A 17004-nucleotide genomic window follows, 5' to 3' on the forward strand; every position below is an offset into this window, starting at 1 on the left:
GAGCTAGCAAAACGCTAGCTCGAATGGATTAAAAGTTTTCAGGATAGAAGCCCTTTGCTAAAATTTCAATGGCCTCTGCCGCACGAACCCCTTCAGACGCTGCTGAAAGTGGCAGGATGACAAAGCGCTCATTTTTGACCGCTTCCATCTCCTTTAAGGCTGGATCATTTTTTAAGAATTGGATCTTTTGGTCTGCCGTTGTTTCACCGTAATCAATCACGACAACTACCTCTGGGTTGCGGTCTACTGCATCTTCCTTCGACACAGTTGTCCAGCCTGATTCCACATCACCAAAGATATTTTGTCCACCCGCGATTGTCACAAGCTCATTCATAAAGTTTTGACCAGCTGTAAATACATCCTTTTCACCGCTATCAAACACAAGAACACGTAATTTTTCGCTATCTTTTGGTAATTTAGCTTGTACTGCCTCTACATCTTTCGTCATTTGCTCAATTAAAGCTTCGCCACGATCCTCAATACGGAAAATCTTCGCGATATTGCGAATATCTGTGAAAATATCCTCTATTGTTGGCTTTGTCATGTTGGAAGCCGTATGTAAATACGTATGGATGCCTAATTCTTCAAGCTCTTCTGGTGTGCCTACACCCTTTTCGCCAAAGCCACTTTTCCAGCCAGCATATAGGAAATCTGCCTCGGCATCGATGACTTGCTCCTTCGTTGGGTATTGATCGGAAAGAACAGGGACCTTATCGTATGCCTCTTGCAGTGGTTCATAGATTTTATCATCTAAGTAAGCTGTCCCTACCATAGAATCCTCTAAACCAAGTGCTAACATAATTTCTGTCACATGTTGATTTAAGCTAATCGCTTTTGTTGGTGCTTCCGTATATGTTTGAGTTGTGTCATTATTTTTAATGGTTACTTCTGCTGCCGCCTCAGATGGCTCAACCTTTTCACCTTGTGCAGCTGATTCCGTTTTGTCCTTTGCGTCACAAGCCCCTAAAACAGCGACCAAGGCAATGATCATCATCAGCCATATACTTTTCCATTTCTTCATGTCCTTTTCTCCTTTGCTGTTAAAATATAGAAAGAAATCAGAGACTTCTTTACTACTAAGGTAGTTGGAAGGGCATAAAAAAACCCTCTTGTCGCCAAGAGAGTAGCATAGTGAAATAACGGTATCATTACCTTCATCACTATCCCCATCCTCGTGGTTCTTAGTCAAAAAATACATACTGGCAGGTATCCTGGCTTAGGTTCATCATCTATACGCCTTCCCATAGTTTCACTACAGTGGCATGCTGTATAGACTCCCCATTTACAGTTGCGGGACAGCATCGGAATTGCACCGATTTCCCTTTTAAGCAAATGACAAACGCCATTTGCACCAATACGTTCTATAATGGTCAATACTATTGATAGACTAGCAGAAGAAAATTTATCGCGCAATCAGTAGTATGACACTAAAAGTATAATCATCATTATATTAGCACTATTTTGACATAAAGACGAACTATTTTACAAGAAATATAGAAGCTAGTATTCTGTTACAATAAAAAGATAGCATTCTATAGAAACGAGGATTTCTTATGTACAAAACGATCGGTGTACTTGCGCACGTGGATGCAGGAAAAACGACCTTCTCTGAGCAAGTGCTTTTTCATACAAATAGTATTCAAGCACGGGGGCGAGTTGATCATCAGGATACCTTTCTAGATCATCATGAGCTAGAGCGCAGACGAGGCATTACGATATTTGCCGAGCAAGGGCGCATGAATATTGGCGATGATACATACACATTGATTGATACGCCAGGGCATGTCGATTTCTCCCCTGAGATGGAGCGTGCCATTCGTGTGATGGATTATGCCATTATTATCATTAGCGCTGTCGAAGGGATACAGGGCCATACAGAAACAGTGTGGCAACTTTTACGTCAATACCATGTCCCTACCTTCTTCTTTATCAACAAAATGGATCGTGAGGGTGCCAATATGGAGGCTGTCATCAGCCAGCTTCGCAAAGATTGCTCTCAGCATGTATTGTTCATCGATGAGCCACTGCGAGCAGACTATGTATCAAATAATATTATGGAATGGCTGGCGGAGCGCGACGAAAAATTGCTTGATGCCTTTCTAAATGAGTCATTGGAGCATGAACAGTGTCTTGCTCAATTAAAGGAAATGATTAAAAATGAAGGTGCCTTCCCTTGCTTTGCTGGCTCGGCCTTAAAGGATGAGGGCATTCAGGAATTTCTTGACCAGCTCCCGCTGTTAACGGCTTCCCATTTTGACAAGGATGCCCCGTTTGAGGGCGAGGTTTTTAAGATTCGTCATGATGGGCACCAGCGTTTAACCTTTATGAAGGCAACCAAAGGCTCGTTGCATGTACGAGATGAATTTTCATTTGACGAAGTAACAGAAAAAGTGACCGAAATTCGCCTTTATAACGGCAGTCGCTTTGAGACCGTTCAACAGGTAGAGGCAGGAGAAATTTTCGCTGTCAAAGGACTGAGCCAGGCAAACATTGGGGATCGAATCGGTACAACGATGCTATCACAGCCCTATGAGCTTGTCCCAACCTTACAGGCAAAGGTTCAATATGAGGGTGATCAGCATATCAAGGAAGTGCTACAGATTTTCCGGTTACTCGAAGCAGAAGAGCCGTCCTTGCGTGTGGTCTGGCAGGAAAAATTTCAGGAAATCCATGTGCATATTATGGGTGTCATTCAATTGGAGGTCCTAACTGAGGTATTAATAACACGTTTTTCATTAGCTGTCTCCTTTGGTGAGCCGCAAATTTTATACATGGAAACCATTGCGACGACCGTAACGGGCTATGGTCATTTCGAGCCCCTCAAGCATTATGCAGAAGTTCATTTATTAATGGAGCCAAATCCACGTGGAACAGGTAATACCTTCACCAATGCCTGTCATGCCGATCATTTATCTGTAGGCAATCAGCGCCTTGTTGAAAAGCATCTGTTTGAGCGTGACCATCATGGGCTACTGACAGGCTTCCCTGTAACAGATATTCATTTTACACTTCTAACAGGTCGCGGGCACAATGAACATACATCGGGGGGAGATTTCCGTGAAGCCAGTTTCCGTGCCCTGCGTCAGGGGCTGGAGCAGGCACAAAATGTCCTACTTGAACCCTATTATCGCTTTAAAATGAAAGCTTCAAATGACTTTATCGGTCGTATGATGACTGATATTCAGCAAGCAGCTGGCACGTTCGATGACCCGATTTTATCCGAAACGGATGTTATCCTAACAGGTCGTGCACCTGTTGCCACTTTAATGAGCTACAGCACAACCTTTGCCGCCTATACAAATGGGAAAGGTGCACTCACACTCCAATTTGATGGCTATGATGTGTGCCATAATACAGAGGATGTGATTGCACAGATTGGCTACGATAAAAATGCCGACCCTGAGTATAGTTCCTCTAGTATCTTTTGTGCTAAGGGCAAAGGATATTCGGTTCCATGGCAAGAAGCACAGGCAGCCATGCATTGCCTGTAGGATGGGATGAGCCTGCTCGATTCGGGTATTTCCGCGGGTATTTCTTTCTTGAGCATCAATATATCTCTACCCTGCCACAAGATATTACAAGCCCTCCAAAAAATGGAGGGCTTGTTTTTATAGTGCACCGACAGCTTTCTTTGTTGGATTGTCCAACAAATATGCGGGTTCAACTATTACATAGTCATGCTTGTTCGTAAAATCAATTAGTACCTTACCAGGTTGACTTTTTAATAGTTGTAGATGATCAATTAATTGCAGTAAAAGCTCGTGACCGTTGCCACGTGGATGCCAGTTGAAATGATAATCATTTAACGCTTGCACCGCTTCAATAAATTGGGCATATTCCTGCTGCACAAATGCAATGAGTTTGTCATGATGAGATGCTAAATCATATAAATATGTTTCGTAAAAGCGCATGACAATCGAGCATAATAAGTCATTGACACGAGCGGCACTTAAAACAGGCTTTGGCTCCAATGATAGACGGTCGAGGTTGGGCTTTGCGCGTGTAGAATCAATGCGCGTAATTAAGTGATACGCTTCTCCGTTGACCTCATAGACAATCGGATTGGTCGGCATGTACATCATAAAACTATTCGTCTTTGTTTTTAGTTCATCTGCTATGGCTGCTTTCGCTAAAAGATGACCGTCCACATCCCCATTTTGTATCCAAATAATTTCTTTATTATATAAGATTTGCTCAAAGAAGCGATCATTGCGAATCAGCTTCGTTGCTAATAATTGATCGATCAGAGACTCGACCACCATTCTTGTTTTCGCTTTCTTGGCAACTTCTGTTCGTGGTTGCTTACAAATGTTCAGATCTTCATAAGGCGTTTCCAACGTTGTCGTTACATGAATATTTGTCATACGTGTATCCCCTTTGCGTACATATTTTCAAAACAAAAAGGACTCCCTACTTTTGAGGAAATCCTTCATTTTATCTTCTTTCATCACACAATGCCAAACAAACCCTAAGTATATGTGAACGAGTTCGATTGTGAACCCTTTCATTTACTATGGGCGTTTGACGTACTGTGACGAACAGAGCATTCTGTTTTGTCAACATGCCACCTCCTATTCCTCGTAGGTTTATGGTGTGTACTCGTAACAGGCAGGTATCCTGACTCATGATCATCGCTTCTTTTCTCCTTCCCGTCCAAAGACAGTGGATACTGAAAAGTCGCTCACATTTACAGTTGCGGGACAGTGTCGGATTCGCACCGACTTCCCTTTTAAGCAAATTGCACGCAATTTACACCTCTTACTACACGCTATTCAGTTGTCATAGGAATGAGTATAAGCACATTCCTATTAGATTACTAAAATCAATTGTAAAGTAGTGTTTTTCTAAAGTCAAATATCACAATATTTTCCAAACTACTAATAAAGTTATAGGGGGATATAAAAAAAGGTGAACTGCGTATTTTTTATCTTTCATTGACTTTATAATGAAAGATAGTGTACTTCTAATAGTGGAAGGATGAAAAATATGAAAACAAGTCAACAATTAGTGACGAGTAATTTAGAGGAAAAAATGAAACTATTTACTCGAGCCGTTTCTGGACAAATTATAGAGGAAGCTCATTTTGTCATAGCCAATACGAATATTCCAACTGATACATTTAATTTGTTAGTAGCGAAATCGCCTATAATTCATAAGGAAAATCATCTTAAACAAAGGATTAATCATTTCATTGTGAATAAACTTCCCTTCAGCACGTGGGTGGATGCCAACTATCTAAGCGATGATTGGCTACAGCTGATAAAAGACTGCAATTTACAGGAAGCTGAACGAAATATGATGATGAAGCTTGACCATACACTTCACACAGGTCCACGAATTTCCAATTATCTTACCATCACAGAAGTAAGTAACAAGGAAGAGCTTCTACAATATAAGGAAGTTTTTCTAAGTTTATTTGGAGAAACAGCAGAAAGAGATGCATTAGAAATTTACTTTCATCAATTCTCACAGGAAAAACTAGCATCAAATGCTCGCATGTTTATTGGTTGTATAAAGGAAGTACCTATCGCTACGGGATTATTAATCGACAGTAAACATAGCTATGGGATTTATGATGTGATGACAAAAGATGCGTATAGGGGCAACGGCTATGGCAGTGAGATGTTTCAATTCCTACTCAGTCAAACAATCAATAAGCAAAAGCCCGTAGTCTTACAGGCATCAGAGGATGGAAAAAATATTTATAAACGCTTCGGGTTTAAAGAAGTCGGAGAAATGATTGTATTTGAATAAGGTCTCGGCAAGGCGCTGTTATTTACACTTGACAGTATTTTCGAGCTTACCGTAATCATGAAGCCGATTTAAAATCCGTTACACCGCCCCCTTCCTGGCACGACAGAAAAGCCTCGCAAATCTGCGGGCTTTTGGTTGTGCACACGTACTATTAGCACCTTCATTACGTCCCCAAAACATACTGTGCTAAGACGCTTTGCACCTTATAAATATTTGTCGCCTTATTGAAGTTTTTTTGAATCGGTAATGGACTGCCAGACACCCATATTTTAAGCTCTGCATCTAAATCAAATGTTCCAGCTGTCTCTACTGAAAAATGAACGATATTTTTATAGGGAATGGAATGATACTCCGTTTTCTTGCCAGTCACTCCTTGCTTATCAATGAGGATTAATCGTTTATTGGTAAAAATAAACGTGTCTCTAATAATTTTATAGGCGTTTTTGACTGTCTCGTTTGGAATTAATAAATTATGGACCTCCTCCTGTAGTTTTTCTAAATTCACCTCGCTTGCATTGCCGATCAATCCATCAAATAAGCCCACTATCTGTCCCCTTTCACTCTCGTTTATTTAATGTATTACAAAGAAGTGAGAGCTACGACAGGAAATGGTGGTATTATTTAGCCTATAGAGGGGATGAGTGGTTGCGAATAATGATAGTTGCCTTAGTGTCTCTACTAGCCGTTGTTTTACTAGGATGTAATGAAAAACCAGATGATGAATTAGCTAAGGTCAGCATTTCTATTGGTGCTAAATTTAACAAGGTGAACACTGATTTTTTTAAAGAATATACGGATGAAGAATCACTTACACTATTCCAACAAGCCATTGCAACAACAGTCAAAAACGAGGGTGTTGTCAATATGGCTTCGCCAGAATATGATGTACAAATAGTGGACAAGGCAGGAAACAAATATGGCTATCATCTTTGGTTAGGTGATAAAGGGCAAAACAGTAGTTTGATGCATGTCGAGGATACGCATACGATCTACACAATATCTGAGGAGTTCACTGAAAAATTAGCTGCGCTAGTTCACTCATAAAAAAACACTTCCCATTCAAGGAAGTGTTTTGCCAAATCAATGATCCATTGCCTGAAACAGCATTTTTGCATAGCTGTCCGTGAAGGTAAAGCCGTTATTCTCTTTGTTGCTCTCATCAACAATGGTTCCAGCCTTCATCACATAAATGCGGTCGCATAAATAGGAAACAGCCTTTAAGTCATGAGAGATAAAGAGAATGGCCATTGCCCTTTCTTTATTCAAGGTCTTTAATAAATCAACGATTTCTCGTTGAATCAAGCGATCTAGGCTTGAAATAATTTCATCACATACGATTAATTGTGGCTCGACCAAAAGGGATCGTAATAAATTAACTCGCTGTTTTTCTCCGCCACTTAGCTCAGAGGGCAAGGCATGTAAGATATCTGTTGGTAGCTTGACCTTCTCCAGCATGGTCTGTAAATAGGTGTCCGTTATAGGTTGCTTATGCTGAAGCGGCTCTCTTAATAGGTCCCTTACAGTCCACATGGGATTTAAAGCGGCTGTTGCATTTTGAAAAATAATCTGGCAGTTGTCATAAAAAGATGCGCGACGATGCTTGGTTATTGGTTGCTGTTGAAAGTATACTGCCCCTTTTTCAGGAGCTTCTAGCTGCATAATTACTTTGGCCAATGTGCTTTTGCCACTGCCACTTTCTCCTACTAAGCCGACTATTTCCCCTTTTCCTACAGTAAGATGAATATGATTTAATATTGGGCGTCCCTTTCGATAGCTTTTACAAATATTGTGAACCTGAAGTAACAAAGCCCACACCTCCTCCTAAAAATGATGCGCAACTAGCTGCCTAGTGTATGGATGCTTAGGCTGCTCAAAGATTTCTGTTACTCGCCCTCGCTCCACAATTTCTCCATTTTTCATGACGAGGATAAAATCCGCGATGGAAGCAGCTACATCTAAATCATGGGTAATTAAGAGTACGGTTGTTTCTAGCTGTGTATGAAGCCTTTTCAATTGTTGAATAAATTCCTGTTGATGCAGCATATCTAAGGAAGAGGTTGGTTCATCCGCTAATAAAACAGCTGGCGCCAGATAGAGAGCACAGGCAAGCATACAGCGTTGTAGCATCCCTCCTGAAAGCTCGAAGGGATAGCACTCCAACACATCTGCTGGTAAATGTAAATCCTGTACAATATGCTTCATTTTAGCTAGAAATACTGCCTTTGTCTGCCCCATCCGTAAGGCAGTTAATCCATACAATTGCTGTTTCATTTTTTGCGTTGGCGAAAAGCTATTAGCAGCATCCTGAAAAATCGTAAAGAAGTGCCTTTGGCGTAGTACAGATTGATCCTGTTTTGCTAATTCCACTATATTTCTTCCATTAAAAAAGATTGAGCCTTCAACTGTTGCTTGCGCTGGAAGCATGCCTAGAATGGCAGAGAGCATGGTGCTTTTTCCACTACCGCTTTCACCTATCATCACGGTAATCTGACCTTTTGGCACCGTAAACGAGAGATCGTTCAATATAAATTTTTCGTTTATTCGAACAGTAACATGCTCTATTTTAAACATGGGTCTGTCCCCCTCTCTGCTTAAATCTACTACCAATAGCTTGCACCCATAAAATCGTTACGAAAATGAACATCCCAGGAAAAAGGCCCATCCACCAAGCCCCGACAAGTAAATCATTTTGTGCCGTATAGAGCATCGTCCCCCACGATGGAATGGACGGTGGAACACCGATACCTAAAAAGCTTAAGGATACTTCCGTAAAAATAGCACCAGCAAAATTAAATATCGTCACGACAAAAATGGCGGGAAGACTATTACGCAATAAATGACGAAAAAGAATCTTCCACAGCGGAGTGCGGAACATCTTCGCCATGTGGATAAACTCTAATTCCTTCAACCGGATAAATTCAGAGCGCACGATACGGGCAGTGACAAACCAGCCTGTGCACCCCATAATCATTGCCATGCGCCATACACTTCCTTGCATAATCGCTTGAAGAGCAAGCACAATCACTAAAGATGGAATTGTTAAAAATGCCTCTAGTATACGCATCATCACTGCATCAATAGCTCCACCGAAATAGCCACTTATACCGCCATAGATAATGCCAATTATGCTGGATAGAACAACCGATAACGTAGCGATAAAAAGGGTCACTCTACCACCAACGAGTAGGCGGGAAAGAACATCTCTACCTAGCTGATCTGTGCCAAGGAGGTGTGTTCCATTAGGTGCTTCATAAATATGATTCATATCCATCGCGTTTGGCTCAAAAGGCACTAACCATGAGGAGAATAGGGTGAAGCCTACTAAAAGACCAAGAATCACTAGCCAAAAGATGAGCATTTTTTGCTCTTTTCTCATACGATTCCCCCTCTTCTTAAGCGGGGATTGAGACAAATCATGAGGACATCAATCACAAATAAACAGATAACGACTACTACGCCAGTGATTAAAATGGCACCCATCAGCACAGGAAAGTCCTTTACCATCACTGCTTTCACTAAAAGCTGACCTAAGCCTGACCAGCCAAATAATGTTTCAACCACGATGGATCCTCCAAAAAATGATGGGATGGTCACACCGACATAATTGATATATGGAATAATGGCATTGCGTAAAATCATCTTACGAATAGCTCGCTCTGGTACTCCGTTGGCACGTGCCACCTCTACATAATAACGATGCTTCTCTGCCTTCACATTTTCCTGTAAAAAACGTGCGAATACCCCGACATGTGCCAGTACAAGGACCGATAAAGGAAGAACCATATGGTATAGTCGGTCCACAAGGCCGCCATCCCCTCGTACATCCTTCATCCCCGATGAAGGAAACCAGCCTAGTTGTACAGAGAACACCATGATGAATAAAATGCCAAGCCAAAATGGAGGAATGGCTGAGCTAGCAATACTTACAAAGGAAAGTCCGCGATCTAATAACGAACCCTCCTTCATGCCTGCCTGTAAGCCGAGCCATGTTGAGGCAATGGCTACGATGCCTAAAGTTCCAACAACGAGCTGTAATGTATTTGGTAAACGTTCTTGTATAATTGTCGCTACTGGTCTGCCTTCTTTTGCCGAGTAGCCTAAATTTCCTTGCATCGCTTCACGGAGCCACACACCATATTGATAGAGTATCGGTTGATCCAGACCAAAAGCTGTTTCAATGCGTTCTTTCTCCGCTGTCGATAACGTTTGGGCATTGCCACCATAATACGCTGCAGCTGGATTACCAGGAGCCGCATGCATCAGGAAAAAAGAGAGGAAGCTCACGATAATGAGGACAATTGTCCCCATTATCACGCGCTTCCCGATCCATTTAGCGATCATGCCATTTCCACTCCTCGACATTCCAGAGGAAGCCTGCCCCATGATGACCTAAAATGCGCTCTTTGACGCCACTAATCTGCTGATTAATACCATACACAGCATCCACATAGGCAAAGTAGGCGAATGGTGGATCTTGTGCTAGCTCCTCCTGTAATGCCCCATAGACTTCCTTACGTTTTTCAGGATCAACGGTTGTACGCCCCTCCTCTAGCAATGCATCCACTTTCGAATTGTTATAGCTACCGTAATTGTAGCCAGCACTTGTGAGACTGGATTCACCAGAATGGAAGAGACTATACGTATGATGGTCAGCATCATACGGGCTTCCCCAGCCAACCATAAAGGCTTCTGTTTCTTCAATGACAATATTGCTCCAATCGAGTGCAGCTACTTGCACATCTGCCCCAATCTCTTTATAGCCTTCTGCCACATAATTAGCCATGTTCACACGCACTGTGTCAGTAATAGGTGCCGTAACAGTAAATGCTAATTTTTGATCATTCTTATAGCGGAAACCATCCTCAGCTAGTTGCCAGCCCGCTTGGTCGAGTAGCTCGTTTGCTTTATCAAGGTCATATTTATAATGCTCAATGTTGGCGTTTACAAAGGCATGCTTTTGTAGCGGTGAGTATGCTTCTGTACCGTATCCATGTAAAATGCCTTTGACAATACCTGCACGATCTGTCCCATAGCTAATGGCCTTGCGAACAGCAACGTCTTGCCAAATAGGATACTTCATATTAAAGAGAACACCACGATAATCTGCTGATTCCACCTCGTATAGCTTTAAATGCTCAACCTTCGATAGCTCCTCTACCTGATTCGGGTCTAGTAACGCTATATCGACCTCACCCGATTTTAGCTGGAGCGCACGCACATTACTATCGGGGATAAATTTAAAAATTACTTTCTCGATAGAAGCTTTTGTGCCAAAGAAAGATGGATATGCCTTTAGTGTCAGGCTTGTCCCTTTGTCCCATTGTTCAAACATATACGGACCCGCACCGATTGGCTGCTGGTTAAATGTAGCGGTTCTCATCTCTTGCCCTTCAAAGGCATGCTTTGGTAAAATTGGCACCGTTAATTTGTCTAATAGCGGTGTAAATGGCTCATCTAATTGGATAGTCATCGTCATGTCATTGACCTTTTCCATTGACACAACATGGCTAAAATCAGACTTTAAATAGGAACCGTTTGCATCATCCAAAATACTGTTAATGGTAAACATAATATCGTCCACCGTTAATGGGTGCCCATCATGGAAGGTTACATCCCTGTGAATCGAAATGGTATAAGTCATCTGGTCATCTGATATTTTAATACTTTGAGCAATATCATTGATGGGTACATTATGCTCATCAAAGCGCATCAGACCTCTAAATAAAAAGGCATCTAAATTGGTTTCTTCCAAAAGAGGATTTAAGCCTGCAAACTCAGACTCTGAGGCAAAAACAAGCTCATTTGCCTGGGCAGATGATGTAGCTGTCGGTTGTTTCTCTCCTCCTTGATTAGACGAGCAGCCCACAAAAACTACCGCTAGCACCATCAAAAGTATCAATACGGAAAACTTTTTCAATTTAATATCTCCTTTATCACAACAGAAATTACAGCAATGCTGCGATGTACTCGAACATGCGGTTTATTTCTTTGTGAAGTGTTCGTTGCTCCTTGGCAAGCCATCTACAATGAATGGCTTGATCTGTCAATTTTGTCACACTCGCCTGAAGGGACTTTTCCTGTTGGATTTGATCCTGTAAATCCCTTATTTGAAGTTTGTTAACCGATGGAGAGACAATCCACAAAGAACCAATATAGCGTGCCTTTTCAAGCAAGCCGATTTCGGCAAAATTCATCTCCTGCGGCTTAAACTGCAACGAGTCATAAGCTATCAAAGTATCCTCTACATAGATCTTGTATTTGGATTGGAATGTTTGATAGTCAAAGATTTCTCCTCGCATTTCTCTACCTGGAGCAACAATTTCTCCCCAGATCAATGTCGAGCTTTCCTTCATACGAATGGTTGTATGTACCTGAAATTTTGCTCGTTCAAATGGAATCGTCACTTCAGGGAGCCATTCTAATCTCGCCTGCTCTGCAAGTTCCACCTTTATAGCTTGTGTACAAAACTCACCATTGTGAGAAGGGTAAATTTTTAATGCTGATTGTTGCTTGAGCTTCACCTGACTATCTGGCGCTAGTGTAACCGTAATTTCATTGCGATCTCCCGCAACCATGCCCCCTGAGGATTCCATGATAAAAACGGTGGCTGCTGGATGATTGCCTTCGTATAGTTCACGACTGGCCTTTAATGGGGGTTGCTGGTACACATGAACCAGTCGTGTATAGCCCCGTCTCGGTTCAAAGGCCATCTCTAATTTGCCAAAATGATTAACTTTGCTAGGGTTAAACATCTTCTTCAACTGCTTCGGCACCTTCAAGTAACAAATGGTGCTGAATCCATTCAACCACCTTATCTACATTCGTTTGGGAGCGAACATCTGCAAAAATATATGGACGTCCAGCACGCATTTTTTTCACGTCCTGATCCATTAGCTCAAGATCAACCCCAACATGAGGAGCTAGTGATGTTTTATTAATAAGCAATAAATCTGAACGTGTTAGCGCTGGACCACCCTTACGTGGGATGTCCTGTCCCTCTGCCACATCAATCACATAAATATAGCCATGCACGAGCTCAGGACTAAATGTTGCCGATAGATTATCGCCACCGCTTTCAATAAAAATAATATCTAAATCTGGAAAGCTTTTATTCAAATCATCAATCGCAGCAAAATTCATCGAGGCATCCTCTCGAATGGCTGTATGTGGACAACCACCTGTTTCTACCCCAATAATTCGCTCCTCTGCTAACACGCCGTTTGTGATTAAATACTGTGCATCTTCTCTTGTATAAATATCGTTGGTAATCACGGCTACGTTGTAATGCTCATGCATTACCCGTGTTAATTGATCGACTAAAGATGTTTTGCCTGATCCAACAGGCCCACCGATACCAATACGTACTGGTTTCATGTATATCCTCTCGCTTTCTATGAAATAAATAATCTCGAAAATAAAAACTCATGCTTCATGGACGCCAGTTCAATACCTAGTGCATTGTTGGCTAGATCATCCATTGTTAACGTCAACACCGTTTCGGCTGCTTCCTCCACAGAGGCTAATAGCTCATGTAATGCTTGCACACCTGTATTTTGACCAAAGGGTACAGCACGGACAGCATTTTGCACTAAACCACTAATTGATGCGTACATAAAGGTCATGATTGCATGAAAAACGTTCACACCTAGTGCTTCACAATAAATCCCATAGAGAACTGCATAATGGCCTTTTACTTCTTCATGGTCAATCTTCTCTTTCCATTGCAATAAAAAAGGACTCTCCATTAGAGGGGCTACTGTTCGCATAAATTGCTTCCCTACATTGACACTAGCATCTCTAGATTCTTTCGCTAGCTTCATTGCCCCACAAAGTTGGTCGAGCTCAATAAGATGAGCAACATCTCGTCTTTTAGCTGCATGGAATGCCTCTTGTATTAGAATTGCATCACCGTAAACTACATTGTGAAATAAATAGACCTGACAAAACTCAACTAATTGTTCCTTTGTGCGAATGATATCTTCCTGAATATACGTTTCCATACCATAGGAATGTGTATAGGAACCGATTGGAAATGCGGAGTCATGAATTTGCAATAATTGTAATAAGGATAAATTAGTGAGCGTGTCCACGGTATTTGAACGGTTGCTTGAAGCGTCGTTCAGTTGTTTCATAGTGCACCCCAATTTCATCTAATAATGGATTAATCGTATGATCTGCTCGTACGATGATTTCATTGTTTGCAATCAAGCTAGGAGTATGACGGTTGCCCAATTCAAAGGCAGCTTTCCCCATTTCATACATATCTTTTGGTGTAATGACGATAACTGGCTCCAATTTTGTACGAATTGCAATTCGTCGTTGCTCATCCTCAAATAATAGGTCACCATATTGTAGAGGCTCTTCACCCTCTATACGTAAAGCGATATCTGTTCCTTGATCCGTTGCTGTGCGAAGAATGCGTTTGCTTAATTCCTCCCACTCTAGCTCAATCCATTCCGTTGCCTTTTGTGGATGTTCTTCTTCATTCGCTATATTGCCAATAATTTTTTCTATTAACATATGGTTTAGCTCCTCTTTTTCTTTGTATTCGCTGTTACACTCATATCATGTGCTTAGAATAAGAAATAGCGTTGTGCCATTGGAAGTACATCCACTGGCTCACATGTTGCTAGCTCCCCATCAATTTTCACTTCATAGGTTTCTGGATTAACATCAATCTGCGGAGTGGCATTATTAAGCTTCATGTCAGCTTTACGAATATTTCGGCAATTTGAAACCGTGCCAATCATTCGTTTTAGGCCTAATTTTTCTGGCAAGCCTTCTTCCACAGCAATTTTCGGTAAAAATGTCATGCCGCAATGCTGTGGCCCTTGACCGTAGAAGCCATATGTTCGACGGCCTTTCATTGGCTGTGGTGTAGGAATGGAAGCATTTGGATCACCTGTTATGCCATACACAGCAATACCAGCCTTAATGACAACTTCCGCCTTCACCCCAAAGAACGCTGGGTCCCATAAGACAATATCCGCTAATTTACCTTCTTCCAGCGAGCCTACTTCATGGCTTATGCCATGGGCAATAGCTGGGTTAATATTTAGTTTTGCTATATAACGCTTAACGCGATAATTATCGTGATCCTTGCCTTCATCCTGTGGTAATGGACCACGCTGTTTTTTCATTTTGTCTGCTGTTTGGAACGTTCGGATTGTGACCTCACCAACACGTCCCATCGCTTGTGAATCGGAAGACATGATGCTCAAAATCCCTAAATCCTGCATAATATCTTCTGCTGCAATAGTTTCTGGGCGTATGCGTGAATCTGCAAATGCCACATCCTCTGGTACATCATGCTTTAGATGGTGACAAACCATCAGCATATCTAAATGCTCATCAATCGTGTTTGTCGTAAACGGTTTCGTAGGATTCGTCGATGCTGGCAAAATATTAGGTAAGGAAGCCATCACTAATTGGTCTGGAGCATGACCGCCACCCGCACCTTCCGTATGGAAAATATGAATGACACGGCCATCAATCGCATTGATTGTATCTTCTACAAACCCTGCTTCATTCAATGTATCGGAGTGGAGGGCAACTTGAATATCATATTCATCTGCCACCGATAGACTTTGATCGAGTGCAGCTGGTGTGGCACCCCAGTCCTCATGTATTTTCAACCCGATCGCACCTGCACGAACCTGCTCGATAATAGGCGCAGGATCAGATGCACTACCCTTTCCAAGCAAACCAACATTGATGGGGAATCCCTCTACAGCCTGTAGCATGCGATGCAGATGCCATTCACCAGCCGTTAAGCTTGTCGCTTTTGAGCCTGCTGCTGGACCTGTTCCACCGCCTATAAATGTCGTTGTCCCTGCTAATAATGCTGTTTCCACCTGATCAGGGCTGATGAAATGGATATGCGTGTCGATTGCTCCTGCTGTTGCAATAAGCCCTTCGCCTGCATAAACCTCTGTTCCCACACCTATGATCATATCCTGATCCACACCATCCATACTGTTCGGATTGCCTGCTTTCCCTATACCGATAATGCGACCATCTTTGATACCGATATCTGCTTTTACAATCCCTGTATAGTCGATAATCATGACATTGGTAATAACTGTATCCAGCACACCTTCATTGCGTGTATTTTTACCATTTTGCCCCATTGAGACGCGTAGTGATTTACCACCACCAAAGACCCCCTCATCACCGTATGAAGTATAGTCCTTCTCAATTTCAATCCATAAATCCGTATCGGCTAAACGGACTTTATCGCCCACAGTGGGGCCAAACATTTTCGCGTAAGCTTCATGTGTTACCTTCATTTTTCTTCCGCTCCTTTAAAGCCACCTTCAATTGCCTTGTCCAAAATTTCGTCCTTATGGTGGGTAGAGCCCTCTGTTAGCATATTTAAGCCAAAGACATGTTGTTTACCACCAAATTCGACAAGCTCCACCTCTTTTTCTTCCCCAGGTTCAAAACGCACAGCTGTTCCTGATGGAATATTGAGATGCATACCAATCGCATCTTGTCGATTAAACGCTAGAAATCTATTAACCTCAATAAAATGAAAATGGGAACCTACTTGTATCGGGCGGTCACCTGTATTCGCCACCAATACCTTTTTCGTTGCTCGTCCCACATTGATTTCAATCACTCCGTTTTTCGGTCGAATTTCTCCAGGAATCATCCACAAACACTCCTTTTACTGAATTGGACGGTGAACTGTGACAAGTTTCGTCCCATCTGGGAATGTACATTCAACCTGCACATCTGAAATCATGTCCCCGACACCTTCCATCACATCTTCCGCTGTCAGTACATGCTTGGCATCACTCATAAGCTGTGCTACCGTTTTACCATCTCGAGCACCTTCCATAATAAAACTGCTAATTAGAGCGACAGCTTCTGGATAATTCAGCTTTAAGCCCCGAGCTTTTCTTTTCAGCGCAAGTTCTCCTGCCACATGGAGGAGTAATTTTTCTTGTTCAACTGGTGATAGCTTCAATCCAATCTCTCTCTTTCTTTTATTCAGAATTATCTTTCAATAATATTTTTTCGAGGCATGACTTCCTTTCAATTTTTTGTAATGGTCTTACGATTCAGTTTTAGTTACATTTAGTTGTTGTCTTACAAATTATGATTTCGCAAGGGATATGCGAAGAGAAATAGAAATGACTTGTTGACCCGGCGAGTGCGGGTTGCAATAGTTGAAGTGAGTAATAGAGGTAACAGCTAGTCCATTATAAGAAACTCGATTAGAAAATTCAACATTTTTATTTATCT

Annotated in this window: 18 protein-coding genes and 2 riboswitches; of the genes, 3 read left to right on the top strand and 15 right to left on the bottom strand. The window is 41.9% G+C overall.

The window, feature by feature from the left end; all coding sequences use genetic code 11:
* Positions 1–28: 28 nt before the first annotated feature.
* The gene (locus tag VK91_RS21370; protein ID WP_048395712.1) at positions 29–1021 is read right to left on the bottom strand and encodes an ABC transporter substrate-binding protein; all 993 of its coding nucleotides are present in this window, start codon (positions 1019–1021) and stop codon (positions 29–31) included.
* Between the two features lie 162 nt (positions 1022–1183).
* Positions 1184–1371, bottom strand: a riboswitch (cobalamin riboswitch).
* A gap of 182 nt (positions 1372–1553) precedes the next feature.
* Here VK91_RS21370 and VK91_RS21375 point away from each other — a divergent pair.
* Positions 1554–3491, top strand: a complete 1938-nt coding sequence (locus tag VK91_RS21375; protein WP_048395714.1) for a translation factor GTPase family protein — start codon at positions 1554–1556, stop codon at positions 3489–3491.
* Positions 3492–3608: 117 nt separating this feature from the next.
* On the opposite strand, the gene VK91_RS21380 is transcribed toward VK91_RS21375, so the two are convergent.
* Positions 3609–4364 (bottom strand): hypothetical protein, encoded by a 756-nt coding sequence (locus VK91_RS21380; RefSeq protein WP_048395717.1) that lies wholly within the window; start codon positions 4362–4364, stop codon positions 3609–3611.
* A 225-nt stretch (positions 4365–4589) separates the two neighbouring features.
* Positions 4590–4774: riboswitch (cobalamin riboswitch) on the bottom strand.
* A gap of 212 nt (positions 4775–4986) precedes the next feature.
* On the opposite strand from VK91_RS21380, the gene VK91_RS21385 reads away from it, so the two are divergent.
* Positions 4987–5754, top strand: coding sequence for a GNAT family N-acetyltransferase (locus tag VK91_RS21385; protein WP_048395722.1), 768 nt, complete (start codon positions 4987–4989; stop codon positions 5752–5754).
* 163 nt (positions 5755–5917) lie between these two features.
* Here VK91_RS21385 and VK91_RS21390 read toward each other — a convergent pair whose 3' ends face one another.
* Entirely contained in the window at positions 5918–6298 is a 381-nt protein-coding gene (locus VK91_RS21390; RefSeq protein WP_048395723.1) for a PH domain-containing protein, read from the bottom strand.
* Between the two features lie 110 nt (positions 6299–6408).
* On the opposite strand from VK91_RS21390, the gene VK91_RS21395 reads away from it, so the two are divergent.
* Positions 6409–6798: a hypothetical protein gene (locus VK91_RS21395; protein ID WP_048395742.1), complete on the top strand. Its 390-nt coding sequence runs from the start codon at positions 6409–6411 to the stop codon at positions 6796–6798.
* A 36-nt stretch (positions 6799–6834) separates the two neighbouring features.
* Here VK91_RS21395 and VK91_RS21400 read toward each other — a convergent pair whose 3' ends face one another.
* The 12 genes from VK91_RS21400 to ureA are packed head-to-tail and all read right to left on the bottom strand — an operon-like array spanning position 6835 to position 16726.
* Positions 6835–7569: an ABC transporter ATP-binding protein gene (locus VK91_RS21400; protein WP_231595759.1), complete on the bottom strand. Its 735-nt coding sequence runs from the start codon at positions 7567–7569 to the stop codon at positions 6835–6837.
* 6 nt (positions 7570–7575) lie between these two features.
* Positions 7576–8325 (bottom strand): ABC transporter ATP-binding protein, encoded by a 750-nt coding sequence (locus VK91_RS21405; RefSeq protein WP_048395727.1) that lies wholly within the window; start codon positions 8323–8325, stop codon positions 7576–7578.
* The gene (locus tag VK91_RS21410; protein WP_048395728.1) at positions 8318–9130 is read right to left on the bottom strand and encodes an ABC transporter permease; all 813 of its coding nucleotides are present in this window, start codon (positions 9128–9130) and stop codon (positions 8318–8320) included. The genes VK91_RS21405 and VK91_RS21410 overlap by 8 nt, the downstream gene beginning before the upstream one ends.
* Positions 9127–10095 carry an ABC transporter permease gene (locus VK91_RS21415; protein WP_048395731.1) on the bottom strand — a complete coding sequence of 323 codons (969 nt, stop codon included), beginning with the start codon at positions 10093–10095 and terminating at the stop codon, positions 9127–9129. Before VK91_RS21415 ends, VK91_RS21410 begins: the two co-directional genes overlap by 4 nt.
* Positions 10085–11671, bottom strand: a complete 1587-nt coding sequence (locus VK91_RS21420; RefSeq protein WP_231595760.1) for an ABC transporter substrate-binding protein — start codon at positions 11669–11671, stop codon at positions 10085–10087. The genes VK91_RS21415 and VK91_RS21420 overlap by 11 nt, the downstream gene beginning before the upstream one ends.
* 28 nt (positions 11672–11699) lie before the next feature.
* A complete protein-coding gene (locus VK91_RS21425) occupies positions 11700–12506 on the bottom strand; it encodes an urease accessory protein UreD (RefSeq protein ID WP_048395733.1) in 807 nt (268 codons plus the stop codon).
* The gene (gene ureG, locus VK91_RS21430; RefSeq protein ID WP_048395735.1) at positions 12499–13128 is read right to left on the bottom strand and encodes an urease accessory protein UreG; all 630 of its coding nucleotides are present in this window, start codon (positions 13126–13128) and stop codon (positions 12499–12501) included. Before ureG ends, VK91_RS21425 begins: the two co-directional genes overlap by 8 nt.
* A 17-nt stretch (positions 13129–13145) precedes the next feature.
* The gene (locus tag VK91_RS21435) at positions 13146–13886 is read right to left on the bottom strand and encodes an urease accessory protein UreF (RefSeq protein WP_231595761.1); all 741 of its coding nucleotides are present in this window, start codon (positions 13884–13886) and stop codon (positions 13146–13148) included.
* Positions 13828–14274, bottom strand: coding sequence for an urease accessory protein UreE (locus VK91_RS21440; protein WP_048395740.1), 447 nt, complete (start codon positions 14272–14274; stop codon positions 13828–13830). Before VK91_RS21440 ends, VK91_RS21435 begins: the two co-directional genes overlap by 59 nt.
* Positions 14275–14327: 53 nt before the next feature.
* Entirely contained in the window at positions 14328–16043 is a 1716-nt protein-coding gene (gene ureC, locus VK91_RS21445) for an urease subunit alpha (protein ID WP_036080661.1), read from the bottom strand.
* Complete coding sequence (locus VK91_RS21450) at positions 16040–16408, bottom strand: urease subunit beta (protein WP_016992588.1); 369 nt, start codon at positions 16406–16408, stop codon at positions 16040–16042. Before VK91_RS21450 ends, ureC begins: the two co-directional genes overlap by 4 nt.
* A gap of 15 nt (positions 16409–16423) precedes the next feature.
* Positions 16424–16726 (bottom strand): urease subunit gamma, encoded by a 303-nt coding sequence (ureA, locus tag VK91_RS21455; protein ID WP_036080666.1) that lies wholly within the window; start codon positions 16724–16726, stop codon positions 16424–16426.
* Between the last annotated feature and the right edge of the window lie 278 nt (positions 16727–17004).

Source organism: Lysinibacillus sp. LK3 (genome assembly GCF_001043675.1).
Taxonomy (GTDB): domain Bacteria; phylum Bacillota; class Bacilli; order Bacillales_A; family Planococcaceae; genus Lysinibacillus; species Lysinibacillus capsici.